This is a genomic window from Streptomyces humicola, assembly GCF_024436035.1.
GTDB lineage: Bacteria > Actinomycetota > Actinomycetes > Streptomycetales > Streptomycetaceae > Streptantibioticus_B > Streptantibioticus_B humicola.
Genome location: NZ_JANFNG010000014.1, coordinates 58025 through 80735, shown reverse-complemented (window position 1 = coordinate 80735; position 22711 = coordinate 58025). Strand labels below are relative to the sequence as shown.

General features: G+C 70.5%; 22 protein-coding genes and 1 riboswitch. Of the genes, 15 read left to right on the top strand and 7 right to left on the bottom strand.

What is annotated here, in order from left to right:
- The first annotated feature begins 87 nt into the window (after positions 1-87).
- The 6 genes from NGB36_RS18750 (at position 88) to NGB36_RS18725 (ending at position 8189) form a co-directional block, all read left to right on the top strand.
- Positions 88-1590, top strand: a complete 1503-nt coding sequence (locus NGB36_RS18750) for an aldehyde dehydrogenase family protein (RefSeq protein WP_255921475.1) — start codon at positions 88-90, stop codon at positions 1588-1590.
- 52 nt (positions 1591-1642) lie between these two features.
- Positions 1643-3184: a GMC family oxidoreductase gene (locus NGB36_RS18745; RefSeq protein WP_255921474.1), complete on the top strand. Its 1542-nt coding sequence runs from the start codon at positions 1643-1645 to the stop codon at positions 3182-3184.
- The gene (locus tag NGB36_RS18740) at positions 3181-4227 is read left to right on the top strand and encodes a quaternary amine ABC transporter ATP-binding protein (RefSeq protein WP_255921473.1); all 1047 of its coding nucleotides are present in this window, start codon (positions 3181-3183) and stop codon (positions 4225-4227) included. Before NGB36_RS18745 ends, NGB36_RS18740 begins: the two co-directional genes overlap by 4 nt.
- 26 nt (positions 4228-4253) lie before the next feature.
- Entirely contained in the window at positions 4254-6218 is a 1965-nt protein-coding gene (locus tag NGB36_RS18735) for an ABC transporter permease subunit (RefSeq protein WP_255921550.1), read from the top strand.
- 30 nt (positions 6219-6248) lie between these two features.
- On the top strand, positions 6249-7214 hold the full coding sequence (locus NGB36_RS18730) for an ABC transporter substrate-binding protein (protein ID WP_255921472.1): 966 nt from the start codon (positions 6249-6251) through the stop codon (positions 7212-7214).
- Between the two features lie 114 nt (positions 7215-7328).
- Positions 7329-8189 carry a polysaccharide lyase gene (locus NGB36_RS18725; RefSeq protein ID WP_255921471.1) on the top strand — a complete coding sequence of 287 codons (861 nt, stop codon included), beginning with the start codon at positions 7329-7331 and terminating at the stop codon, positions 8187-8189.
- 233 nt (positions 8190-8422) lie between these two features.
- On the opposite strand, the gene pdxR is transcribed toward NGB36_RS18725, so the two are convergent.
- The gene (pdxR, locus tag NGB36_RS18720) at positions 8423-9859 is read right to left on the bottom strand and encodes a MocR-like pyridoxine biosynthesis transcription factor PdxR (RefSeq protein ID WP_255921470.1); all 1437 of its coding nucleotides are present in this window, start codon (positions 9857-9859) and stop codon (positions 8423-8425) included.
- Between the two features lie 50 nt (positions 9860-9909).
- Here pdxR and NGB36_RS18715 point away from each other — a divergent pair, with 50 nt between their 5' ends.
- Together NGB36_RS18715 and NGB36_RS18710 are read left to right on the top strand one after the other, a co-directional pair.
- A complete protein-coding gene (locus NGB36_RS18715; protein ID WP_255921469.1) occupies positions 9910-10419 on the top strand; it encodes a carboxymuconolactone decarboxylase family protein in 510 nt (169 codons plus the stop codon).
- Between the two features lie 103 nt (positions 10420-10522).
- The gene (locus tag NGB36_RS18710; RefSeq protein ID WP_255921468.1) at positions 10523-10759 is read left to right on the top strand and encodes a chaplin; all 237 of its coding nucleotides are present in this window, start codon (positions 10523-10525) and stop codon (positions 10757-10759) included.
- Positions 10760-10847: 88 nt separating this feature from the next.
- Here the strand turns inward: NGB36_RS18710 and NGB36_RS18705 are convergent, their stop codons facing one another.
- The 4 genes from NGB36_RS18705 to NGB36_RS18690 all read right to left on the bottom strand — a co-directional run bounded on the left by NGB36_RS18705 (position 10848) and on the right by NGB36_RS18690 (position 12618).
- Positions 10848-11270, bottom strand: coding sequence for an SRPBCC family protein (locus NGB36_RS18705; RefSeq protein WP_255921467.1), 423 nt, complete (start codon positions 11268-11270; stop codon positions 10848-10850).
- Positions 11267-11584, bottom strand: a complete 318-nt coding sequence (locus NGB36_RS18700; RefSeq protein ID WP_255921466.1) for an ArsR/SmtB family transcription factor — start codon at positions 11582-11584, stop codon at positions 11267-11269. The genes NGB36_RS18705 and NGB36_RS18700 overlap by 4 nt, the downstream gene beginning before the upstream one ends.
- A gap of 61 nt (positions 11585-11645) precedes the next feature.
- A complete protein-coding gene (locus tag NGB36_RS18695) occupies positions 11646-11858 on the bottom strand; it encodes a DUF397 domain-containing protein (RefSeq protein ID WP_255921465.1) in 213 nt (70 codons plus the stop codon).
- A complete protein-coding gene (locus NGB36_RS18690) occupies positions 11827-12618 on the bottom strand; it encodes a helix-turn-helix domain-containing protein (RefSeq protein WP_255921464.1) in 792 nt (263 codons plus the stop codon). Before NGB36_RS18690 ends, NGB36_RS18695 begins: the two co-directional genes overlap by 32 nt.
- Positions 12619-12812: 194 nt before the next feature.
- Between NGB36_RS18690 and NGB36_RS18685 the strand changes: the two genes are divergently transcribed.
- The 3 genes from NGB36_RS18685 to NGB36_RS18675 all read left to right on the top strand — a co-directional run bounded on the left by NGB36_RS18685 (position 12813) and on the right by NGB36_RS18675 (position 14139).
- Positions 12813-13037, top strand: coding sequence for a hypothetical protein (locus tag NGB36_RS18685; RefSeq protein ID WP_255921463.1), 225 nt, complete (start codon positions 12813-12815; stop codon positions 13035-13037).
- Positions 13034-13234: a hypothetical protein gene (locus NGB36_RS18680; RefSeq protein ID WP_255921462.1), complete on the top strand. Its 201-nt coding sequence runs from the start codon at positions 13034-13036 to the stop codon at positions 13232-13234. Before NGB36_RS18685 ends, NGB36_RS18680 begins: the two co-directional genes overlap by 4 nt.
- A gap of 164 nt (positions 13235-13398) precedes the next feature.
- Entirely contained in the window at positions 13399-14139 is a 741-nt protein-coding gene (locus tag NGB36_RS18675) for a PP2C family protein-serine/threonine phosphatase (protein WP_255921461.1), read from the top strand.
- A 209-nt stretch (positions 14140-14348) separates the two neighbouring features.
- On the opposite strand, the gene NGB36_RS18670 is transcribed toward NGB36_RS18675, so the two are convergent.
- Positions 14349-15275, bottom strand: a complete 927-nt coding sequence (locus NGB36_RS18670; protein WP_255921460.1) for a hypothetical protein — start codon at positions 15273-15275, stop codon at positions 14349-14351.
- A 127-nt stretch (positions 15276-15402) separates the two neighbouring features.
- On the opposite strand from NGB36_RS18670, the gene NGB36_RS18665 reads away from it, so the two are divergent.
- Complete coding sequence (locus NGB36_RS18665; protein WP_255921459.1) at positions 15403-17724, top strand: FUSC family protein; 2322 nt, start codon at positions 15403-15405, stop codon at positions 17722-17724.
- 100 nt (positions 17725-17824) lie between these two features.
- Here NGB36_RS18665 and rocD read toward each other — a convergent pair whose 3' ends face one another.
- Positions 17825-19030, bottom strand: a complete 1206-nt coding sequence (gene rocD / locus NGB36_RS18660; protein WP_255921458.1) for an ornithine--oxo-acid transaminase — start codon at positions 19028-19030, stop codon at positions 17825-17827.
- Between the two features lie 151 nt (positions 19031-19181).
- Positions 19182-19268: riboswitch (ZMP/ZTP riboswitch) on the top strand.
- A 169-nt stretch (positions 19269-19437) separates the two neighbouring features.
- On the opposite strand from rocD, the gene NGB36_RS18655 reads away from it, so the two are divergent.
- The 3 genes from NGB36_RS18655 (at position 19438) to NGB36_RS18645 (ending at position 22676) form a co-directional block, all read left to right on the top strand.
- Positions 19438-20880 carry a glycine hydroxymethyltransferase gene (locus NGB36_RS18655; RefSeq protein WP_255921457.1) on the top strand — a complete coding sequence of 481 codons (1443 nt, stop codon included), beginning with the start codon at positions 19438-19440 and terminating at the stop codon, positions 20878-20880.
- Between the two features lie 132 nt (positions 20881-21012).
- Positions 21013-22038: a tryptophan--tRNA ligase gene (gene trpS / locus NGB36_RS18650; RefSeq protein ID WP_255921549.1), complete on the top strand. Its 1026-nt coding sequence runs from the start codon at positions 21013-21015 to the stop codon at positions 22036-22038.
- A 44-nt stretch (positions 22039-22082) separates the two neighbouring features.
- Positions 22083-22676, top strand: a complete 594-nt coding sequence (locus NGB36_RS18645; protein WP_255921456.1) for a 2'-5' RNA ligase family protein — start codon at positions 22083-22085, stop codon at positions 22674-22676.
- Positions 22677-22711: the final 35 nt, after the last annotated feature.

The window sequence follows — 22711 nt, the reverse complement described above, 5'->3', positions numbered from 1 at the left end:
GGCTTCCTCTTCCGGGCACGGCTCACTTTTGCTGTCGTTTGCAGTTCGTTGAACGGCAGTGTGCAACCGGGCGAGAAGGGGACGAAAGTGTCGGCAGCCGAGACCATTCATGTGGACGGGGTGTGGCGTACGGCCGCATCCGGCGCCCAGCGGGAGATCCTCGACCCCGCCGACGCCAAGACGTTCGCCGTCGTCGCCGAGGGCGGCAAGGAGGACACGGACGCCGCCGTCGCCGCGGCCCGCCGAGCCTTCGACGAGGGCCCCTGGCCGCGGCGGCCGGTCGCCGAGCGCGCCGCGCTGCTGCGCCGCGTCGCCGACCTGCTGCAGCGCGACCGTGAGGCCATCGCGCTCACCGAGAGCCGCGACACGGGCAAGACGCTGGAGGAGGGCCGTATCGACGTCGACGACGTGACCAACGCCTTCCGCTACTTCGCCGACCTCGCGGTCAACGAGAGCGGCGGCCGCGTGGTCGACGCCGGCACCGACGACGTCCACAGCGTCGTCGTGTACGAACCGGTCGGCGTGTGCGCGCTGATCACCCCGTGGAACTACCCGCTGCTGCAGGCGAGTTGGAAGATCGCCCCGGCGCTCGTCGCGGGCAACACCTTCGTCATCAAGCCCAGCGAGATCACCCCTCTGTCCACCGTCCACCTGATGCGGCTGCTGGCGGAGGCCGGCCTTCCGGCGGGCGCGGGCAACGTCGTCACCGGTCCCGGTGACCCCGTCGGCGCACGTCTCGCCGAACACCCGGAGGTGGACCTCGTCTCGTTCACCGGCGGCCTCGCCAGCGGTACGAAGGTGATGGCCGCGGCCGCGCCCACCGTCAAGAAGGTCGCCCTGGAGCTCGGCGGCAAGAACCCCAACGTGGTCTTCGCCGACGCGTGCGCCACCGAAGAGGGATTCGAGACCGCCGTCGACCAGGCGCTCAACGCCGCGTTCATCCATAGTGGCCAGGTCTGCTCGGCGGGCTCGCGCCTGATCATCGAGGAGTCGGTGCGGGACCGTTTCGTCGCCGAGCTCGCCCGCCGCGCCGCGCTCATACGCCTCGGCCGCGGCACCGAGGGGGGCGTCGAGTGCGGCCCCCTCGTCTCCGCCCAGCAGCTGGCCAAGACGGAGGCTTACGTCGCCGACGCCATCGCCGAGGGCGCGACGCTGCGCGCCGGCGGCTGCCGCCCCGAGCCCAGCAGCACCCGCCCCGCCACCGGCTACTTCTACCTGCCGACCGTCCTCGACCACTGCCACGGCGACATGCGGGTGGTGCGCGAGGAGACCTTCGGGCCGATCCTGACCGTTGAGACCTTCCGCACCGAGGAGGACGCGGTCGCGCTGGCCAACGACACCGAGTACGGCCTCGCGGGCGCCGTGTGGACCGCCGACGCCGGCCGCGCCCGCCGCGTCGCCAAGCGCATGCGCCACGGCACGGTGTGGATCAACGACTACCACCCCTACCTCCCGCAGGCGGAGTGGGGCGGCTTCGGCAAGTCCGGCATCGGGCGCGAGCTCGGCCCGTCGGGCCTCGACGAGTACCGCGAGGCCAAGCACGTCTACCAGAACCTCGCGCCGCAGCCCGTGCGCTGGTTCAAGGGCTGACCTGTCCGTTTCGCTGCACCGAGCACACTCAAGCACCAGGAGCACCAAGCGCATGTCCCAGCACGTCTACGACTACGTCGTCATCGGCGGCGGCACCGCCGGATCGGTGATCGCCTCCCGGCTCACCGAGAACCCGGGGGTACGCGTCGCCGTCATCGAGGGCGGACCGTCGGACGTCGACCGCCCGGAAGTGCTCACCCTCCGCCGCTGGATGGGCCTGCTCGGCAGCGAGCTCGACTACGACTACCCGACCACCGAGCAGCCGCGCGGCAACTCCCACATCCGGCACAGCCGCGCCCGCGTGCTCGGCGGCTGCTCGTCGCACAACACGCTGATCAGCTTCAAGCCCCTGCCGTCCGACTGGGACGAGTGGGCGGCGGCCGGCGCCGAGGGCTGGGACGCGGTCCGCATGGACCCGTACTATGACCGGCTGCTCAACAACATCGTCCCGGTCGACGAGAAGGACCGTAACGCGGTCGCCCGCGACTTCGTCGAGGCGGCGCAGGCCGCGACCGGTGTGCCGCGGGTCGAGGGGTTCAACGCCAAACCGTTCCACGAGGGCGTCGGCTTCTTCGACCTCGCCTACCACCCGGAGAACAACAAGCGCTCGTCCGCTTCCGTCGCCTACCTCCACCCGTTCCTCGACCGCCCCAACCTGCATCTGATGCTGGAGACCTGGGCGTACAAGCTGGAACTCGACGGCAACCGGGCCACCGGCGTGCACGTCCGCACCAAGGAGGGCGAGGAGGTCCTCGTCCGAGCGAGCCGTGAACTCCTGGTCTGCGCGGGCGCGGTGGACACCCCGCGGCTGCTGATGCACTCCGGTATCGGCCCGAAGCGGGACCTGGAGGCGCTGGGCATTCCCGTCGTCCACGATCTGCCGGGCGTCGGCGAGAACCTGCTCGACCACCCCGAGTCGGTGATCGTCTGGGAGACCGACGGGCCGATCCCCGACAACTCCGCGATGGACTCCGACGCGGGCCTGTTCATCCGGCGCGACCCCGCTTCCAAGGGCCCGGACCTGATGTTCCACTTCTACCAGATCCCCTTCACCGACAATCCCGAGCGCCTCGGCTACCAGCGGCCCGAGCACGGCGTGTCGATGACCCCGAACATCCCCAAGCCGCGCAGCCGCGGCCGCCTCTACCTCACCAGCGCCGACCAGTCGGTCAAGCCCGCTCTCGACTTCCGGTACTTCACCGACGAGGAGGACTACGACGGCCGGACCCTCGTCGACGGCATCCGCATCGCCCGCGAGATCGCCAAGGCGCAGCCGCTGGCGGGCTGGCTCAAGCGCGAGGTGTGCCCGGGGCCTGAGATCACCTCCGACGAGGAGATCTCCGAGTACGCCCGCAAGGTCGCGCACACCGTCTACCACCCCGCCGGTACGTGCAGGATGGGCGCCGCCGACGACGAACTCGCCGTCGTCGACCCACAGTTGCGCATCCGCGGCCTGGACGGCATCCGCATCGCGGACGCGTCCGTCTTCCCGACGATGCCGGCCGTCAACCCGATGATCGGCGTGCTTATGGTGGGGGAGAAGGCCGCCGAACTGCTCGGCGGGGCCCCGGCCCAAGGGGGTGGGGCCCGATGAGCGCGCCCGTCTTCTCCGTGCACAACCTGTGGAAGGTCTTCGGGCCGAAGGCCAAGGCCGACCGCGTACCCGGCAGCGACGCCGCCGACCTGACCGCCGATCAGCTGCGCAAGAACACCGGCTGCACCGTCGCCGTGCGTGATGTCTCCTTCGACGTCCTGGCGGGCGAGGTCTTCGTCGTGATGGGCCTGTCGGGATCCGGCAAGTCCACCCTCGTACGCTGCCTGACCCGCCTCATCGAGCCCACCGCGGGAGAGATCGCCATCGACGGTGAGGACGTGCGCTCCATGGACCGCGCCCGCCTGCGCGACCTGCGCCGCCACCGGGCGAGCATGGTCTTCCAGCACTTCGGGCTGCTTCCGCACCGCACGGTGCTCGACAACGTCGCATACGGCCTGGAGATCCAGGGCGCGGGCAAGGCCCAACGACGCGCCAGGGCCGCCGAGATGGTGGAGAAGGTGGGCCTCGCCGGACTCGAAGGCCGCCGCCCCGGCCAGCTCTCCGGCGGCCAGCAGCAGCGCGTCGGCCTCGCCCGCGCGCTCGCCGTCGACCCCGAAGTGCTCCTCTTCGACGAGCCGTTCAGCGCTCTCGACCCGCTGATCCGCCGCGACATGCAGGAAGAGGTCGTGCGGCTGCACCACGACGAGGGCCGCACCATGGTCTTCATCACCCACGACCTCGGCGAGGCGCTGCGCATCGGCGACCGGATCGCGCTGATGCGCGACGGCCGGATCGTGCAGTGCGGCACGCCCGAGGAGATCGTCGGCTCGCCGGCGGACGACTACGTACGCGACTTCGTCCGGGACGTGCCGCGCGAGCAGGTGCTCACCGTGCGCCGCGCGATGCGTCCCGCGGACGCGGGCGAGGCGGACGCCGGTCCCGCGCTCGCGCCCTCCACGCTCGTCAGCGACGCGATCGAGGCCGTGGCGCGGACCGGTGGCCCGGCGCGCGTCGTCGACGGCGGCCGTTGCCTCGGCGTCGTCGACCACGAGCGGCTCCTCGCGGTGGTCGCGGGGCTTCCTCTCACCGGAGCGGCTGCCTGATGGCTTCGAGTGCAACCGCCACCGATATGGCGGCCACCGCGACCTCCCCTGCCCGTAACGCGCTGTGGCGTGCGCTGACGGGCCGCCGCGGGCTCGGCAAACTGCTGCTGCTCGCGATGATCGCCGCCGTGTTGGTGCCGTTCGCCGCGTCCCGCTGGGGCAGCGGTGCCTGGCCGGGCGCCCTGACCGTCGACCTGTCCGGGCCGCTCGGCCAGGCCAGCAACTGGATCATCGACAACCGCGACACCCACCCGCTCTTCCTCTACTTCTTCGGCTGGATCAGCGAAGGCGTCATCGTCGCGGTGCGCGCCGTCTATCTGCTGCTGCTCGCACTCGGCTGGACGGGCGTGACCGCGGCCGCGTCGCTGCTCGCCTGGCGGGTCGCGGGGCTGCGTGTCGCGCTTACCGCGCTCGCTTCGTTCGCCGTGTGCGGGGTGCTCGGCATGTGGGTGCCGACGATGCAGACGCTCGCGCTGATGGCCGCCGCCGTCGCCGCCTCCGTCGTTGTCGGTGCGCTGCTCGGCCTCGCCGCCGGCTTGTCGGAGCGTACGTATCGCGCGCTGCGCCCCGTCCTCGACACGATGCAGGTGCTGCCGGCCTTCGCCTATCTGCTGCCCGTGGTGCTGATCTTCGGCATCGGGGTGCCCGCCGCCGTCCTGGCGACCGTCGTCTACGCGGCCCCGCCGATGGCGCGGCTGACCGCACTGGGTCTGCGCGACGCGGACCACGGCGTGCTCGAAGCCGTCACCTCGCTCGGCGCCACCGCGCGCCAGCGGCTGCTGACCGCACGGCTGCCGCTCGCGCGCCGCGAACTGCTGCTCGGCTTCAACCAGACGATCATGATGGCGCTGTCGATGGCCGTCATCGCCTCCGTGATCGGCGCGGGCGGCCTCGGTGACCGTGTCTACCAGGCGCTGTCCACAGTCGACGTCGGCAGCGCACTCGCCGCCGGCATCCCGATCGTGCTGCTCGCCGTCGTCATGGACCGCACGACGGCCGCCGCGGGCACGCGTATCGGCGAGGAGCCGAGCGGGCCCCGCTGGTCGTACGGGTGGCAGGCGTGGGCGGGCGTCGCGGCCGTCACCGCCGCGGCCGTGGCCGCCGGGCGCGCCGCGTCCTCGTTGACGTGGCCGGGCAGCTGGATGGTCACCATCGCGGCGCCCGTCAACAGCGCGGTCGGCTGGATGACCTCGCACCTGTACTCGGGCGTGCCGGTGATCGGCGGCACCGCCGACTGGGCCGGGCACTTCACCACCTGGATCCTCGACCCGCTGCGCAGCGGACTGACGGCGCTGCCGTGGTGGGCCGTACTGCTGATCGTCGCCGCGCTCGCGTGGCTGATCGGGACCTGGCGCACGGCGCTGACGGCGGCCGTGTCCATGGCGGTGATCGGAGTGCTCGGCGTGTGGAGCATCTCGATGGACACGCTCTCGCAGGTGCTCGCCGCCGTCGCGGTCACCCTGGCGCTCGGCTTCGCCGTTGCGGTGGCAGCGGCGCGCAGCCGCCGCGTCGAGGCGCTGATCCGCCCGGTGCTCGACGTCCTTCAGACGATGCCGCAGTTCGTCTATCTGATCCCGGTGGTGGCGCTCTTCGGCGCGGGCCGTGCGCCCGCCGTTGCCGCGGCCGTCGCGTATGCACTGCCCGCTGTCATCCGCATCACGGCGCAGGGGCTGCGGCAGGTCGACCCGGCGGCGCTGGAGGCGGCGCGCTCGCTCGGCGCGAGCGGCGCACAGCAGCTGCGGCAGGTCCAACTCCCGCTCGCGCGGCCCGCGTTGCTGCTTGCCGTCAACCAGGGTGTGGTGCTGGTGCTCGCCGTCGTCATCATCGGCGGCATGGTCGGCGGCGGTGCGCTCGGTTACAACGTCGTTTACGGGCTGGCCCAGGGCGACCTGGCGACCGGCCTGGTCGCGGGCGCGGCGATCGTCTGCCTGGGGCTGATGCTCGACCGGGTCACCCAGCCCTCGTCCGACCAGGCCGGGAAGGAGCGCTGACCCATGGCCCGTGTGACCCGTAGGACCCGTATGACTCGTACGCGCGTGTTGTGTGCGCTCGCCGCAGCCGTCGGCCTGCTCACCGTCACCGGCTGCGGCGCGGCCGACATGACGAAGCAGACCTCGCCGTTCGCGAACGCGCAGGGGGCGAAGTCCGTCACCCTGTCGGTCCAGTCGTGGGTGGGCTCCGAGGCGAACGCCGCCGTCGCGCAGTATCTGCTGGAGCACGAACTCGGCTATCACGTCGACACGGTGCAGGTGGACGAGGTCCCGGCGTGGGACGCGCTCAGCCAGGACCGGGTGGACGCGATCCTCGAGGACTGGGGGCACCCGCAACAGGAGCAGCTGTACGTCCAGAACAAGAAGACGATCGTCTCCGCGGGCGGCGAGGGTGTCACCGGCCACATCGGCTGGTACGTCCCCAAGTACTTCGCCGACCAGCACCCGGACGTCCTCGACTGGAGGAACCTCAACAAGTACGCCTCGGTGCTGCGCACTCCGGAGAGCGGCAGCAAGGGGCAGCTGCTCGACGGCTCGCCGTCGTACGTCACCAACGACAAGGCGCTGGTGAAGAATCTCCACCTCGACTACCAGCCGGTCTTCGCCGGTTCCGAGGCCGCGCAGATCACCCAGATCAAGCAGTTCGCGAAGGAGAAGAAGCCCTTCCTGACCTACTGGTACGAACCGCAGTGGCTGTTCAACGTGGTGCCGATGGTCGAGGTGAAGCTGCCGCCGTACACGGCCCAGTGCGCGGCCAAGCCGGCTGCGGAGATCGACTGCGCGTACCCGACGACCCCGCTGCAGAAGTACCTCAATGCCGACTTCGAGAAGAAGGGCGGCAAGGCGGCCCAGTTCCTGAAGAACTTCCGCTGGACCAAGGACGAGCAGAACCAGGTCTCGCAGATGATCGCCCAGGACGGGATGTCGGCGGACGCGGCCGCGAAGAAGTGGGTCGAAGAGCACCCGGACGTCTGGCGGGCGTGGATCCCGAAGTAGTCCGGACCAACGTATGCACATGTATGGACCGGTGGAGAGCTGAGCGCTACCTTCACCTGACAGTGCTTCATGTCCATGTCCATAGTTCACGTACGTGAAGGTGAAGGAGCTCTCATGGTCATACGACCCTCTCGCATCCGCAAGGCCCTGTTAGCGGGCGCGGCCGCCGCCTTCCTGCTGACGGCCGCCACGACCGCGCCGGTCCAGGCCGCGTCCGCAGCCTGGACCGGCCAGTTCAGCGGCTACGCGTCCTCGTCGTGGAAGTCCGCCTGGGGCTACACCTCGACCGGCTCGTGGGGCTCGGCCGACCTGAAGGAGGTCTCCGGCGCCGGGGCCCCCGGCGACGGCTCAGCCCTCGAAGTCACCTACGGCGCAGGCTCGTCCGCCAACTCCTGCACCGACTGCCCCAATCCGGGCGGCGGGCAGTTCTACACCCGGCTCAGCTCGCTCGGCCTCAGCAGCCTGGCGAACTCCCCCACCCTCGACCTGAAGTACGCGCTGAAGTTCCCCACCGGCTACGACTGGGGCAAGGCCGGCAAGCTCCCCGGGATCTACGGCGGCCAGATCGGTCAGGAGTCCGGCGGCAACCACGGCAACGGCTTCTCCACCCGCTACATGTGGCGGGGCACCAGCCCCGCCCCCGACAACGGCGAGATCTATCTCTACACCCCCACCGACTCCGGCCCCACCGGCTACGGCGTCGACCTCGGCCTCGGTGACTGGAAGTGGCCCGCCGACGGCGCCTGGCACATCGTCGAACAGCTGGTCGACCGCACCACGGGCGACATCACCGTGTGGTTCGACGGCAGCCAGGTCTACAACGGCACCGGCGTCGCCGACGGCATCTCCTCCATCCCGTTCAGCGGCGTGTTCTTCTCCACCTTCTACGGCGGCCACGACACCAGCTGGGGCCCGAAGACCACCACGCACTCCTACTTCGCCGACTTCACCCTCTCCACCGGCGTGCAGCACTGACTGCCGGCCGCCGGCGCGTATCGTCACCTGCAGAGGGTGACGGTGCGCGTCTGCGTGGGCCGGCCCGTCGTCAGGTCGAGGCGGACGACCGGCGCAGCACCCGAAAGGTCCACGCTCACCCCGGGATCGTCGCTCACCGCGCGCCGGTAGGGTCGCGATCGCCGCCGCATAGCCGGGATCGGAGGGATCGACGTGCGCGCCGCCGGTGAGGACGTCCGACCTGCGACGAACTCTTAGGCCTCCTCGGCGAGCACCTCGCACAGCCGCTCCAGCGCCCCCGCGAAGGCGTGCTCGGGCGGTGTCCCGTAGCCGACGACCAGCGCCGACCCGCGCGAATCCCCGAACAGCCCCATCTGCGCGAGTGCGAGACCGCGCCGGGCCGCGCGCTCGACGACTTCCGCCTCCGCCGGACCGTCTGGCGGCAGCTCCACCACCGCATGCAGTCCTGCCGCGATCCCCGACACGTGTACCCGGGGGGCGCATTCGGCGAGGGCCGCGACGAGCCGATCACGACGACGCCGGTAGCGCAGCCGCATCCGGCGCACATGACGGTCGTACGCACCCGAGGTGATCAGCTCGGCGAGCGTCAACTCGTCGACGACGGACGATTGACGGTCGGCCAGACGCCTCTCCTCCACCGCGGGCTCCAGCAGCCGCGGCGGCAGCGCCAGCCACGCCAGCCGCAGCCCGGGAGCCAGGCTCTTGCTCGCCGTCCCCGCATACACCACATGCGTGGGATCCAGCCCCTGGAGTGCGCCGAGCGGTTGTCGGTCGTAGCGGAACTCGCCGTCGTAGTCGTCCTCGATCACCACACCGCCACTGCGCCGCGCCCACGCCACCGCCGCGGTACGCCGTTCCGGCGGCAGCGCGGCGCCGGTGGGGAACTGATGCGCGGGCGTGAGCAGCGCCGCGCCGGCGCTCACCCCATTGCCGAGCAGGCCCACCTGCGCCCCGCCCCTGTCCACCGGCAGCTGCACGGCCTCCAGCCTCGACCGGTGCAGGATCGTCCGGGTGACGGGGAAGCCGAACTCCTCCACCGCGATCCGCCGCGTGCCGAGCGCCCGCAGCGCCCGCGCCAGCAACCCCGTCGCCTGCATGAACCCGCTGCACACCATGATCAGCCCCGGCTCGCTCCGCACGCCACGCACTCGCGCCAAATAGGCGGCGAGCGCCTCCCGCACCTCGATACGCCCCCGGGGATCGCCGTACCCGAACGCTTCGTTGGGCGCCGCCATGAGCGCCCGGCGCGCCGCCGCACCCCACGCCGCGCGAGGAAACGCCGACACATCCGGCGAACCCGGCCTCAGGTCGTACGGCAACCGCGGCTCGCCGGCGGCCACCGTGTCCGGGAACGGGGACATGTCCTTCGGCGATGAGCGCCTGGAGGTGGGCACCGGCGGAGCCGCCACCCGTGTGCCCGACCCCTGTCGCGCCGTCAGCCACCCCTCGGCGACCAGCTGCCCGTAGGCATCGGCGACCGTGTTCCGGGCGATTCCCAGATCACGTGCGAGCACCCGCGACGACGGCAGCCGGGTGCCGGGCGCGAGCCGCCCGTCCCGAGCGGCCTCGCGCAACGCCACCTCGAGCCCCGCGCGCACGCCACCCCCGGAAGTGAGGTCCGACGCGAGGTCCAGGTGAAGGTCGAGTCCCGGATTGGCCCGCTCGTTCATGCTTCAAGTGGACCACACGACGGGGCCACTACGGCCCTAGCCTGGTCATCATGACGATCGCAGCGAACACAGAGAACACGGAGAAGGCCGACGAGGCACTGGTCCCCGCCGAGCCCCGGCGGATGAACCTGATCACGGGCCTCCCCGACTTCTACAAGGCCATGTGCGCCCTGGAGGAGGCGGCCTCCTCGGGCCTGGATCCGGCAGTGAAGGAGTTGGTCAAGATCCGCGCCTCGCAGATCAACGGCTGCGCCTTCTGTGTCGACATGCACACGCGAGACGCCCGAGCCATCGGCCTGTCCGAGCAGAAGCTCTTCGGCGTCTCCGTCTGGCGCGACACCCCCTTCTTCACCGCGCGGGAGCGCGCCGCCCTCGCCCTCTCCGAGGCCATTACCCGCCTGGGCGAGCGCGGAGTCCCGGACGACGTCTACGACGAGGCCGCGGGCCTCTTCGACGCGGACGAGCTTCCCCGCCTGATCGCCAGCTGCGTCACGATCAACGCCTGGAACCGCATCAGCATCGCCACGCGCATGTCTCCGACGCAGCGTCACTCCGACTGAGTGATCCGCAAGTCCGATGGGGTGAATCCGTCATACCAACTGTCCGGCTTCCCCTCCGGCGTGGCATGGATGCGATCACCACGTCCACGCCTAGGAGGCATTCATGCGTTCTCTCATCATCGCTGTTGCCGCAGCCGGTCTTGTCGCTGTCGGCGCCGGAACGGCCGCGGCCCAGGGCAATGACACCACCGGGACCGGTACGGCGAATAATTCGCCCGGTTTCATTTCTGGAAACCTGGCCCAGGTGCCGATCAACCTCCCGATCAACGTGTGTGGGAACACCGTCAACGTTATCGGCGCGCTCAACCCGGCGTTCGGCCACCCCTGCGTCAACGGTTGATCCGAGGGCACCTCGCGGATTGAGCCCGGCCCCTGCCCTGAGTCGTCAGGACCGGGGGCCGGGCTCTGCCTGACGCTATGTCAGTCCGCTACCACGCATGCTCGTCAAGCAGCTTGCCGAGTCCGCGCACGACGCCCGGCCAGCCCCCGCCCATCCCCTCGAAAGCCTTCTTGCCCATCGGGGAGTCGAGATCGAATCCGGCGTGTTCGAGGAAGAGGCGCGTTCCGGTGCCCTCCGCTTCGAGCCGCCAGGTGATCGTCGTGTCGAGCGAGCCCTCCGCGAAGCTGTATCGGATCAGCCGCTCCGGCTCGACCTCGATCACCTCGCACGGCTGCTGCCCCCAATGCCCCATGTCGAGGGTGAAGCGGTGGCCGACGACCGGTCGTACGTCGCCCGCCGCCCACCAGCGGGCATGCAGCTCTGGATCGGTCAGCGCCTTCCACACCGTGGCCGGCGGATGGCCCAGAAACTGGTCACACCGGATGACGGCGGCCTGTGTCGGCTGTGTCATGGGTTGTTCTCCTCATCGAGCAGGTCACGAAGTGAGCGCATCCGTTCACGCCAGTAGTGCTCGAACGGATGCAGCCAATCGCGCACCTCGACGAGGGGATCGGGCTCAAGGTGGTAGTAGCGCTGGCGACCCCTTGGCTCCTCCCGTACGAGGCGGGCATGCCGGAGCACCTGAAGGTGCTCTGACACGGCCGGCCGGCTCAACTCGAACTGACCGGCGAGGTCATTGACCGCGCGCGGCCCTTCCCGTAGCGAATCGAGCAGCTTGCGACGCACCGGATTGGCAAGTGCGCTGAAGACGTCTGTAGGCGGCACGCCCACCACGTTACGTCGGAGAATCCCGACGCGTCAACGTTTCCCGACGCGTTGGTGGGCGTCACCGATAGTAATGCCCTGCTTTCACTCCGTTGGTGAACGCGGCCCACGCCGCCGCGCCGAATATCAGGGCCGGCCCCTGCGGGTCCTTGCTGTCCCGGACGGGGACGACGTCGCGGAAGCCGTCGGCGACCTCGATGCAGTTTCCGCCCTGGCCGTTGCTGTAGGACGACTTGCGCCAGCTAGCCTCTACCAGCTGAACTCGCCTGTTCATCTCGTACGTCCTCCATCGCCGACTGGATTACGGCAAGAGACGCTTCTGGCGTCAGCGCCTGGGCCTGTAGCAGATCGTACGCGTATCCGAACTCCGCGACGTCCTCTGCCTGCTCGACCAGTTGGCCGCGGTAGGAGCCTTCGACGTAGGCCGCGTTCGGCCCGTTCCCGAATCCCAGGATCGTCAAGTCGCCGCCGAGCGCGGCGTGTGCGCCGGTGTCCAGCGGGAGTACCTGCATCGTCACGTGCGGAAGTTGGGCGACCTTCAGCAGTCGTTGGAGCTGCTCGCGCAATGCATTCGCTCCTCCAACCGGCCGTTGTAACACGGTCTCTTCCAGGATGAACCAGCACAATGGTGTCGGACCGTGGAGGATCGTCTGGCGCTTCAATCGGGCCGCGACGCGCTCCTCGATCAGATCGGCAGCGTCATTGGGTCGCCCGGCGCGGAGCACCGCACGTGCATACGCCTCCGTCTGCAGCAGCCCGGGCACGATCACCGGCCCGAACTCATGACGGCTTATCGCCTTGAGCTCCAACTCCATGAACCGTCGTGACCAGTTCGGATACGTCTCCCGCACCATGTGCCACCACAGATCGCACAGGTCGCCATCCGCCTTCAGCGCCTCGTCGAGCGCATCCGAGAGATTCTCGGGGACCTTCTCCGTGGCGAGTTCGATCTGCGCGATACGGCTGGACACGACGTGCACGCGCTCGCCGAGGTCGCGTTGTGTCCAGCCCGCCTTTATGCGCAGCTTGCGCACCTTCGCGCCGTAGAGCGCCGCCAGCGAGGCCGTCGGGTCAAGTTGCTTGGGAGCAGGCATCGTTCCCCCCGGTTTTAGCTCGTACTTCCCCCATGTGAAGGCTGGACGCCCTCATATCGTCACCCCTAGTAATCGTATCCCTACGCCGTGATGCTTCAAACCCGAACAGCAACATCACGGAAGGTGCGGCAGGGATGACGGCGGAAGAGCCCCCGGAGGTGGGCGCGATCGTATGGGACACGGCGCGGGACCTCATGGGCGTGGTCGTGGCGGTGGACGACATGCTGGTCCGGCTGCGCGTCGCGGGCGGCGGCGCGACGTGGCGGGCCCGGCTCGCCGACGTCTGCCGTGCGTGCCCGATGGACGAACTGCGCACGCGGGTCACGGAGATCAACGCCTGCCACGTGTGGTCGCGGTGAGCGCTGACGAGCGGCGGGACGACGCGCCGCGCATGGCCCTGCGTGTGTACCGGATCGACCGCGACGGCGTGCGCGTGGAGATCTCCTCCTGTGTCGTGCGCGCCGGCGAACTCCCCAAGGAGTTCAGCCCGATCCGCTTCCCACCCTGCCGCTGCTCGCGGTGCGAACGTCATAACCCCGTCACGGGCCTGTCGTAACCCATCACCGGCCGAAAGCTCATGCTGCCGACCCGGCCGAGACCGGCATCTTTGTAAGTCCCACGAACGGTAAGTTTCGACTTACGGATTCGCTGCGGCAACCTTCGGGGGCGCGGCAAAATGAAATCGGGGGCGGCCTGCGGTTGCGGGAGGCGGATCCGCCGATGCCGTACATCTCGGTGAGTGCCTTGAGCCATGTGGGGCTCGTGCGCGAGAACAACGAGGACAGTCTCGTCGTCGGGCCCTGGACCCTGTGCAGCTCCGTGACCGAGAATCCGCAGACCCTGCTCTTCGCGCTCGGCACGCCGCTGGTCGTGGCGGTCGCCGACGGCCTCGGCGGGCAGCCGGGCGGGGAGGTGGCGAGCTCGCTGGTCGTGCGCCGGCTCGCCCGCGTCGGCGGTTCGCTCCACAGCACATCGGCGGTCCGCGAGGGTCTGGAGTCGTGCAACCGTGCCGTCTACGAGGCGGCCGACGAGTATCCCGGGCTGGGCAGGATGGGGACCACGGTCGCCGGTGTCGTCGTGCTCCCGGACGCGATGCTGGCGTTCAACGTCGGCGACAGCCGGGTCTTCGACGTCGACGGGAACGGGCTGCACCAGGTGAGCGTGGACGACAATCCGCCTCTGGCACCGGGGCAGCGCACAACGCCCATCGTGACGCAGGCGCTCGGCGGCACCGCCAAGTTCCGGCCCGTCCATCCGCATGTGGCCGAGCGGCCGCTGTCTGTGGGCACCCGCTGCCTCGTATGCTCCGACGGTCTCACCGACCCCGTCTCCGACGACGCGCTCAGTGAACTCCTCCGGGAGCACGACGGGGGCAGGGCGGCCTTCGAGCTGTGGAAGGCCGCGATGGAGGCGGGAGGCCCGGACAACATCACCATCGCCGTCGTGCGGATCGGAGCCTGACGCCGACGCTCCACCGGTTCCCCCGCAGCCGTCGTCACGTCCGATGTCCGACGGCTTGTCAGCAGGCGACGACCCGGATGCTCCCGCGCTGTGAATCCTGCAGCGCACCTTGACGACAGCGAGTGCTCGGGAGGTGCGGAGACCTACGCCTAGCCCACCTGTTCGTCGATCGTGCAAAACCCCGGACAGTTCGGGCAGACGTTCAGCGGCTACACCGGGTGATCTCCGGTCGGTGAGGGCGGCCCGGTCTCCGCGCCGCCCTCGTCGACTCCACCGCTCGCGCTGCCCTCACCGCCCTCACCGCCCTCGCCGAACCGGGCGAGCGCAAGCGCACCGAGCACCGCGAGCAGATATCCGGCCACGGCGACGCCGGCGAGCCCCGCCCGTGTGCGGTCGCCGAGGGCGAACACCCCGATCAGCGCCGGGCCGAACGTCTCACCGATCACCATGCCGGCCGTCGCCGCGGTCACCGAGCCGCGCTGGAACGCCGTCGTCAGCAGCGCGAACGCGGCTGCCCCGCCCACCAGTACGGCATAGGTCGCGGGATTGGTGAGCAGGCCCACGATCGCGAAGTCCGGGATCAGCCGCACCGCGACCGTCACCACGCCGAAGCCGAGCCCCGCGCCCAGCCCCAGCGCCGCTGCCCGCGCCCGCTCCGGGAGCCTCCCGGCGAACGCGCCGGCCGCGAGCACCAGCACTGCGGCGATCAACGTGCCCCAGCGCAGCGCCGGAGAGCCCGAGCCGTGGCCCTCCACACCGGAGGCCGCCGCCAACAGCCCGAGCCCTGCGCACACCACGCCGACCGCCGCCCACTCCGCGCCGCCGAGGCGCGCCTTGAGCAGCCACGATGCGACGACCGCCGTCACCGCGAGGCTCGCGGCCAGTGCCGCGCCGACGAGGTAGATCGGCACCAGCCGCAGCGCGACGAGCTCCATCCCGAAGCCGAGGGCGTCGAGGCCGAGCCCGCCGATGTACCACCACTGCCGCAGCGCACGCATCAGCAGCCGCGCGTCGACGCCGCCGCCCCCGCCCCCGCCGTCGCCGGTGTCCGCGCGGCGGGCCGCGACAGCCTGCATCACCGACGCCGTACCGAAGCAGACCGCCGAACCGAGAGCGCACAGCAAACCAAGAAGCACGTACGGGACTCTACGGCCACCGGATGGAACAGCCGGACGCGAGATCAGCCGGACGCGAGATCAGCCGGACGTGAGATCCTGGTGCCCGGCGGACGGACACGGGCGCGGGCGGGAGCGCGGCAGCGGTATGACAAAGGCACGTCAAGGGATCGCCGCGGTGTGGGTCCGGCTGTGGGACGGCTACGCCGCCTCCGATCCGGGGCTGCTGCGGCTGACGGCGGCGCTGCGGACCGTCGGTTCGATCGTGCTCACCCTCGCCGTACTTGCCGCGTTCGGCCTCCCCGCGAGCCTGCTGGTCGCGGGTGCCATGGCCGCCATGGTGGCGACGTTCGCGATCACCGAGCCGCTCCCGCGTGACCAGGCCGTCACCCTTGCGCTCGGGCTGCCCACCGCGCTCCTCGCCGTGACGCTCGGGGCGCTGCTCGACCCGTATGTCATCGTCGGGGACCTCACCTTCCTCGCGCTGATCTTCGCCGCCGTCTATGTGCGGCGGTTCGGCGACCGCGGGACGTCGCTCGGCCTGATCGGCTTCCAGATCTACTTCGTCTCGCTCTTCGTCCACGCGCGCATGGCGCTGCTCCCGCATCTGTACGCGACGCTCGTCATTGCGGTGTGCTGCGCGGCCGTCGCGCGCTTCGCGCTCGTGCCGGCCACGCCCGAGCGCACCCTCTCCCAGCTGCGGCGCGCCTTCCGTGCCCGGCTCGCGCAGGTGGTCCAGGCGCAGGAGGAGCTGGTCGGCGAGGCCGGGGCCCCGGGGGATCAGTCGGATAAGACTCTCGACGACCTGCGACGGCAGACCGCTCGCCTCCACGAGTGCGCGCTGATGATCCAGGGCCGCCTCGAGACCGGAACCCGCGACGAGGCGACCGCCGCCGTGCTGCAACGCCGCATCGCCGACGCCGAGATCGCGGCCGAGCGGCTCGGCGTCCTGCTGCTGAAGTCCCGTCATCGCCAGGGTGTGGACACCCTTACCCTCCATCTGCCGCCCGCGCCCGAGCTGTCGGCGGCGGCCCCGGGGACCACGGCGACGACGGCGACCCCGGCGGAATCGCCGTTCGAGGACGAGACGACCCGCCGGCTCCGCCGCGACCTGCGCGGACTGCATCTGCTCATCACCCGCGCCGCCCCGGACGACCGAGGCACCGGCCTCGCCGTCGTCCGCAACCGCCTGCTCGGCTACCGCGACGACGAGAATCTCCCGCAGGCCTCCCTCGCCGTGCAGGACGTGTTCCGCGCGATCGGCGAGGCGGCCCGCGCCGTCCTCGGCCTGCGCGTCGCGCTCGACGGGCTGCAGGTGGAGTCGGAGGACGACAGCCCCGAGACCATCCGCTCGCGTGAGGAGCTGGAGGCCGAGGACGTCTCCATGGCGTCGATGGAGCGGGCGGCGGAGGAAGAGCCGGAACCCACCGGGCTCGACCGTCCGACGACGCGGTCCGCGTTCCAGGTCACCGTGGGCTCCGCGCTCGCGATCGCCGGCGGGGAGCTGCTCTCCACGCAGCGTTGGTACTGGGCGGTGCTCACCTGCTGGGTGGTGTTCCTCAACACCTCCTCCACCGGCGAGATCCTCGTCAAGGGTTACCGCCGCGTCCTCGGCACGATCACCGGTGTGGTGGCGGGCCTCGTCCTCGCCGGCCTGGTCGGGCACCACACATGGATCGCGTTCGTGTTCGTTCTGGTCTGCGTCTTCGGGGCGTTCTTCACCGCGCCGCTGTCGTATGTGCTGATGTCGTTCTTCATCACGGCGATGCTCGGCCTGCTCTACACGCTGCTGAACACCTACAGCCTGGCCGTGCTGGAGCTGCGGGTCGAGGAGACGGCGCTGGGCGCGGCGTGCGGCATGATCGCCGCGCTGCTCGTGCTGCCGGTGCGCACCCACCACCGCACCGACCAGCAGCTGCGCGAGGTGCTCTCCCGGCTCAGCGACGTCAGCCGGGCCGCGGTCGATCAGCTCAGCGGCAGGCCCGAGGCGCCGGAGGCCGATCTGCTCGATCTGGCACGGGAGTTGGATACCGCGCTCGACGACTTCCGGCGCTCCACACGGCCGTTGACGCATCCGATCACGCCGTTGCGGGTACGGAGGCGCACGGCCCGCTACATCGTGGCGCTACTGGAGACGTGCGCTTACCACGCGCGCAGCCTGGCGGCGACCGCGGAACTCGTGCCGAGCAGTACGCGCATCGCCGCGGATCCGCGGCTCGCCCAGGCGGGTGAGCGAATCGAACGGAACCTGCGGGTGCTCATCGGGCGCTTGGAGGGCGAGCAGAGCGGAACGGTGGAATCCGGTGCGAGCGTCGCCGCGTCCCTGGTCCCGGGGGAGCCGCTGGGACCGGGCACGGTCGCCTTCCGCGTGCTACGGCACGTGCAGCGGCTCGACGAGGGCGTGGTCGGCCTCGCCCGCCCGCTCGGCGTCCCGACGGACGGGGAGCGTTCCCGTCGTACTGCTGCCTGAGAGCCGGCACGGGAACAGGCCAACCGCACCGGCCCTCAGGCATGCCTCGGCCCTGTCCGGCCGATCTTCGTGGATCAGCCCGCGGGCCCCGGCGCCGGGGCTACGTCCCCAGCACCTCGCGCAGCTGCGTCAGGCCCCAGTCCAGGTCGTCCTTGGTGATCACCAGCGGCGGGGCGATGCGGATCGTGGCGCCGTGCGTGTCCTTGACCAGGACGCCGCGTTCCATCAGCTTCTCCGATACCTCGCGGCCCGTGCCGTGGCCCGCGTGGATGTCGACACCGGCCCACAGGCCGCGTCCGCGCACCGCGTCCACCGCGCCGGCTCCGACCAGGGCGCTCAGCTCGGCGTGGAGGTGGTCGCCCAACTCCGCCGCGCGCTGCTGGTATTCGCCGGTGCGCAGCATCGCGATGACTTCGAGCGCGACCGCGCACGCCAGCGGGTTGCCGCCGAACGTCGAGCCGTGCTCGCCCGGCCGGTAGACGCCGAGTACGGACCGCGACGACACGACCGCCGAGACCGGCACGACACCGCCGCCGAGCGCCTTGCCCAGCACGTACATGTCGGGCACGACGCCCTCGTGCTCGCACGCGAAGGTCTTGCCCGTACGGCCCAGGCCGGACTGGATCTCGTCGGCGATGAACAGCACGTTCTGCTCGGCGGTGATCCGCCGCACGCCCGCGAGATAGCCGGGCGGCGGCACCAGCACCCCCGCCTCGCCCTGGATCGGCTCCAGAAGTACGGCCACCGTGTTGCGGTCGACTGCCGCTTCGAGCGCCGCCAGGTCGCCGTACGGGACGACCTCGAAGCCCGGCGTGTACGGGCCGAAGTCCGCGCGCGCCTCCGGGTCGGTGGAGAAGCTGATGATCGTGGTCGTGCGGCCGTGGAAGTTGTCGGACGCGACGATGATCTTCGCCTGCCCGTCGGGTACGCCCTTGGCCCGGTAGCCCCACTTGCGGGCGGTCTTGACCGCCGTCTCGACCGCCTCGGCGCCGGTGTTCATCGGCAGCACGGACTCCATGCCGCACATCTCGGCGAGTTCGGAGCAGAACGCGGCGAAGCGGTCGTGGTGGAAGGCGCGCGAGGTGAGCGTGACCCGCTCGAGCTGCGCCTTGGCGGCCTCGATCAGACGGCGGTTGCGGTGGCCGAAGTTGAGCGCCGAGTAGCCGGCGAGCATGTCCAGGTAGCGGCGGCCCTCGACGTCCGTCATCCAGGCGCCGTCCGCGGTGGCGACGACGACCGGAAGAGGGTGGTAGTTGTGCGCGCTGTGTGCGTCGGCTTGCTCTATGAGCTCCGCTGAGGTGGGCAAGGAGGTGCTCCATTCCTGGTCGGTGGGGGAATGCCTGCCCGTGGGACGGGATGCTGCCTCTTTCTATCGTCCACCCGCGGGATACGGAAGAAGGCAATGAAACTTCGCAATAGGGGATATCGATAGGGCACCAGAAGATGTAGATAGAGTGGACGTGAGCCGTGACTGGCGCGCTGGGATGGGAACGACCATCGGGGAGCGGCTCACGACGCAGCGACGTGCGCGAGCGACGCACGCGAGCAGGTGGAGGGGTCCCCCCGCCGCAAGGCAGGGGGAGGGCGGCCGAGGAACGAGGCCGGCCGCGGAGCCTGCGAGCGGGCGGAGAAGCGAACGATCGACTGCGGCGCAGTGCCGAGCGCCTGGGCCGTCCTTAACGTCGTACGAACGTTGTCACTGCAGGAGGTCCCGTGAGTACCAGCGCCACAACCGAGTCCACCGCGTTCCGCAGCGCGCTGGAGGTGATCCGCGGTGTCGAGCCGCGCGTCGCCGACGCCATCGGCCAGGAGATCGCCGACCAGCGCGAGTCGCTCAAGCTGATCGCCAGCGAGAACTACGCCTCCCCGGCCGTGCTGTTGGCGATGGGCAACTGGCTGAGCGACAAGTACGCCGAGGGCACCATCGGCCGCCGCTTCTACGCCGGCTGCCGCAACGTCGACACCGTCGAGTCGCTCGCCGTCGAGCACGCCCGCGCGATCTTCGGTGCCTCCCACGCCTACGTACAGCCGCACTCCGGCATCGACGCCAACCTCGTCGCCTTCTGGGCGGTGCTCTCCCAGCGCGTGGAGAGCCCGGCCCTGCAGCGCGCCCAGGTCCGCCACGTCAACGACCTGAGCGAGCAGGACTGGGCGACGCTGCGCCGCGAACTCGGCGACCAGCGGATGCTGGGGATGTCGCTGGACGCCGGCGGGCACCTCACCCACGGCTTCCGGCCCAACATCTCCGGCAAGATGTTCGACCAGCGCAGCTACGGCACCGACCCTGCCACCGGCCTGCTCGACTACGAGGCGCTGCGCAAGACCGCCCGCGAGTTCCGCCCGTTGATCATCGTCGCCGGCTACTCCGCCTACCCCCGCCTGGTGAACTTCCGGATCATGCGGGAGATCGCCGACGAGGTCGGGGCGACCCTGATGGTCGACATGGCGCACTTCGCCGGCCTGGTGGCGGGCAAGGTGCTCACCGGTGACTTCGACCCCGTACCGCACGCCCAGATCGTCACCACCACGACCCATAAGTCGCTGCGCGGGCCGCGCGGCGGCATGGTGCTGTGCGACGCCGAGCTCGCGGAGCACGTCGACCGCGGATGCCCGATGGTGCTGGGCGGCCCGCTGCCGCACGTCATGGCCGCCAAGGCCGTCGCGCTCGCCGAGGCGCGGCAGATCGACTTCCACGCCTACGCACAGCGCATCGTCGACAACGCCAAGGCGCTGGCGGAGGGGCTGCTGCGTCGCGGCGCCCGCCTCGTCACCGGCGGCACCGACAACCACCTGGTGCTCCTCGACGTCTCCGGCTACGGGCTCACCGGCCGCCAGGCGGAGTCGGCGCTGCTCGACTCCGGCGTCGTCACCAATCGCAACGCGATCCCGCAGGACCCCAACGGCGCCTGGTACACCTCGGGCATCCGCATCGGCACGCCCGCGCTGACCACGCGCGGTCTCGGTGCGGCCGAGATGGACGAGATCGCCGACCTGATCGACACCGTGCTGCAGCGCACCGAGCCCGCCACGGCCGCGAGCGGCAAGCCGTCCAAGGCCCAGCACCTGCTGGACGAGGCGGTCTCGACGCAGGTCGCGCGGCGCGCTGCCGACCTGCTCTCCGCGTTCCCCCTCTACCCCACCGTCGACCTGGGCTGAGCCGGCGGCGTACGGAGCCGGGGAGCACGCGCGTAGCGGTGCCGGGCCGCTTGGGGGACCTGAGAGAATGAGCCCATGGCCCTCGACCGCCCGCCCGTCACCCACCACCGCCCTCAGGGGGATGACTCCGCCATGCAGCGTCGTCCTCGCGTGCTCTCCGGCATCCAGCCCACCGCAGGCTCTTTCCACCTCGGCAACTACCTCGGCGCCGTGCGCCAGTGGGTGGCGCTGCAGGAGAGCCACGACGCGTTCTACATGGTTGTGGACCTGCATGCGATCACGGTCCCGCAGGATCCGAAGGAGCTGCGTGCCAACACCCGGCTCGCCGCGGCGCAGCTGCTCGCGGCCGGCCTCGACCCCGATCGCTGCACGCTGTTCGTGCAGAGCCACGTCCCCGAGCACGCGCAGCTCGGCTGGGTGATGAACTGCCTCACCGGCTTCGGCGAGGCGTCCCGCATGACGCAGTTCAAGGACAAGTCGGCCAAGCAGGGCACGGACCGCACCACGGTCGGCCTGTTCACCTACCCGATACTGCAGGTCGCCGACATCCTGCTCTACCAAGCCAACGCCGTGCCCGTCGGCGAGGACCAGCGGCAGCACATCGAGCTGACCCGCGATCTCGCCGAGCGCTTCAACACCCGTTTCGCGGTGAAGGGCGCCCGGCCGACGTTCACCGTCCCCGAGCCGTACATCGTCAAGGAGACGGCGAAGATCTACGACCTGCAGGACCCGTCGGTGAAGATGAGCAAGTCGGCCTCCTCACCGAAGGGCCTGATCAACCTGCTCGACGAGCCGAAGACCTCGGCGAAGAAGTTCAGGAGCGCGGTCACGGACACCGACACGGTGATCCGCTTCGATGCGGAGGCGAAGCCCGGCATCAGCAACCTGCTCACGATCTACGCCACGCTCACCGGCACCGCCGTCGCAGATCTCGAGCAGCAGTACGAGGGCAAGGGATACGGCGCGCTCAAGACCGACCTCGCCGAGATTTTCGTGGAATGGGTCACACCGTTCCGCGAGCGGACGCAGGGATACTTGGACGACCCCGAGACGCTGGACTCGATCCTCGCCAAGGGGGCGGAGAAGGCGCGTACGGTGGCGGCCGAGACGCTGGCGACGGTCTACGACCGGATCGGTTTCGTGCCGGCCAAGCACTGAAGGGCACGCAGAGGCCGAGCATCCCAGGCCCAGGGAGGAGCGCAGTGGGGACCCGCATGATCGGCGTGTCGATCGCGGTCCCGGAGCCTCACGGCAGCCTGCTCCAGGAGCGGCGGGCCGGCTTCGGCGACCCGGCCGCCCGCGCCATCCCCTCCCACATCACGCTGCTGCCGCCCACCAAGGTCGCCGCCTCCGCGCTGCCCGCCTTCCGCGAGCACCTCGACGCAGTGGCGGCGGCTTGGGTCCCGTTCCGCCTGCGGCTGGCCGGTACCGGCACCTTCAGGCCGCTGTCGCCGGTGGTCTACATCCAGCTCGCCGAGGGCGTGCGCGACTGCTCCGAGCTGCAGGAACGCGTGCGCTCCGGGCCGGTGCGGCGCGATCTGGACTTCCCTTACCACCCGCACGTCACCGTCGCGCACGGCATAGCGGAGGAGGCGATGGACCGTGCCCAGCGGGAGCTGGCCGGCTTCTCCGCATGCTGGACGGTGACGGGCTTCTCGCTGTACGAGCAGGGTGACGACGGCGTGTGGCGTACGACGGGCGACTACCCGTTCGGGCAGGGCGCTCCGGCCGTCCCACACCAGGCCCGTCGCGGCGAGCCCGCGGACAGGGGCACGCGCACAGCACGCCACACGTAGCATCTCGCGTGCGACGGCGCACGTCACGGCCCCGG

Bases quoted from the DNA above. Each gene is read 5' to 3' on its own strand.
- NGB36_RS18745 (WP_255921474.1), top strand. From the start codon at position 1,643: ATGTCCCAGCACGTCTACGACTACGTCGTCATCGGCGGCGGCACCGCC.
- NGB36_RS18740 (WP_255921473.1), top strand. From the start codon at position 3,181: ATGAGCGCGCCCGTCTTCTCCGTGCACAACCTGTGGAAGGTCTTCGGG.
- NGB36_RS18735 (WP_255921550.1), top strand. From the start codon at position 4,254: ATGGCGGCCACCGCGACCTCCCCTGCCCGTAACGCGCTGTGGCGTGCG.
- NGB36_RS18730 (WP_255921472.1), top strand. From the start codon at position 6,249: ATGACTCGTACGCGCGTGTTGTGTGCGCTCGCCGCAGCCGTCGGCCTG.
- NGB36_RS18725 (WP_255921471.1), top strand. From the start codon at position 7,329: ATGGTCATACGACCCTCTCGCATCCGCAAGGCCCTGTTAGCGGGCGCG.
- pdxR (WP_255921470.1), bottom strand. From the start codon at position 9,859: ATGAACGAGCGGGCCAATCCGGGACTCGACCTTCACCTGGACCTCGCG.
- NGB36_RS18715 (WP_255921469.1), top strand. From the start codon at position 9,910: ATGACGATCGCAGCGAACACAGAGAACACGGAGAAGGCCGACGAGGCA.
- NGB36_RS18710 (WP_255921468.1), top strand. From the start codon at position 10,523: ATGCGTTCTCTCATCATCGCTGTTGCCGCAGCCGGTCTTGTCGCTGTC.
- NGB36_RS18705 (WP_255921467.1), bottom strand. From the start codon at position 11,270: ATGACACAGCCGACACAGGCCGCCGTCATCCGGTGTGACCAGTTTCTG.
- NGB36_RS18695 (WP_255921465.1), bottom strand. From the start codon at position 11,858: ATGAACAGGCGAGTTCAGCTGGTAGAGGCTAGCTGGCGCAAGTCGTCC.
- NGB36_RS18685 (WP_255921463.1), top strand. From the start codon at position 12,813: ATGACGGCGGAAGAGCCCCCGGAGGTGGGCGCGATCGTATGGGACACG.
- NGB36_RS18675 (WP_255921461.1), top strand. From the start codon at position 13,399: ATGCCGTACATCTCGGTGAGTGCCTTGAGCCATGTGGGGCTCGTGCGC.
- NGB36_RS18665 (WP_255921459.1), top strand. From the start codon at position 15,403: ATGACAAAGGCACGTCAAGGGATCGCCGCGGTGTGGGTCCGGCTGTGG.
- trpS (WP_255921549.1), top strand. From the start codon at position 21,013: ATGCAGCGTCGTCCTCGCGTGCTCTCCGGCATCCAGCCCACCGCAGGC.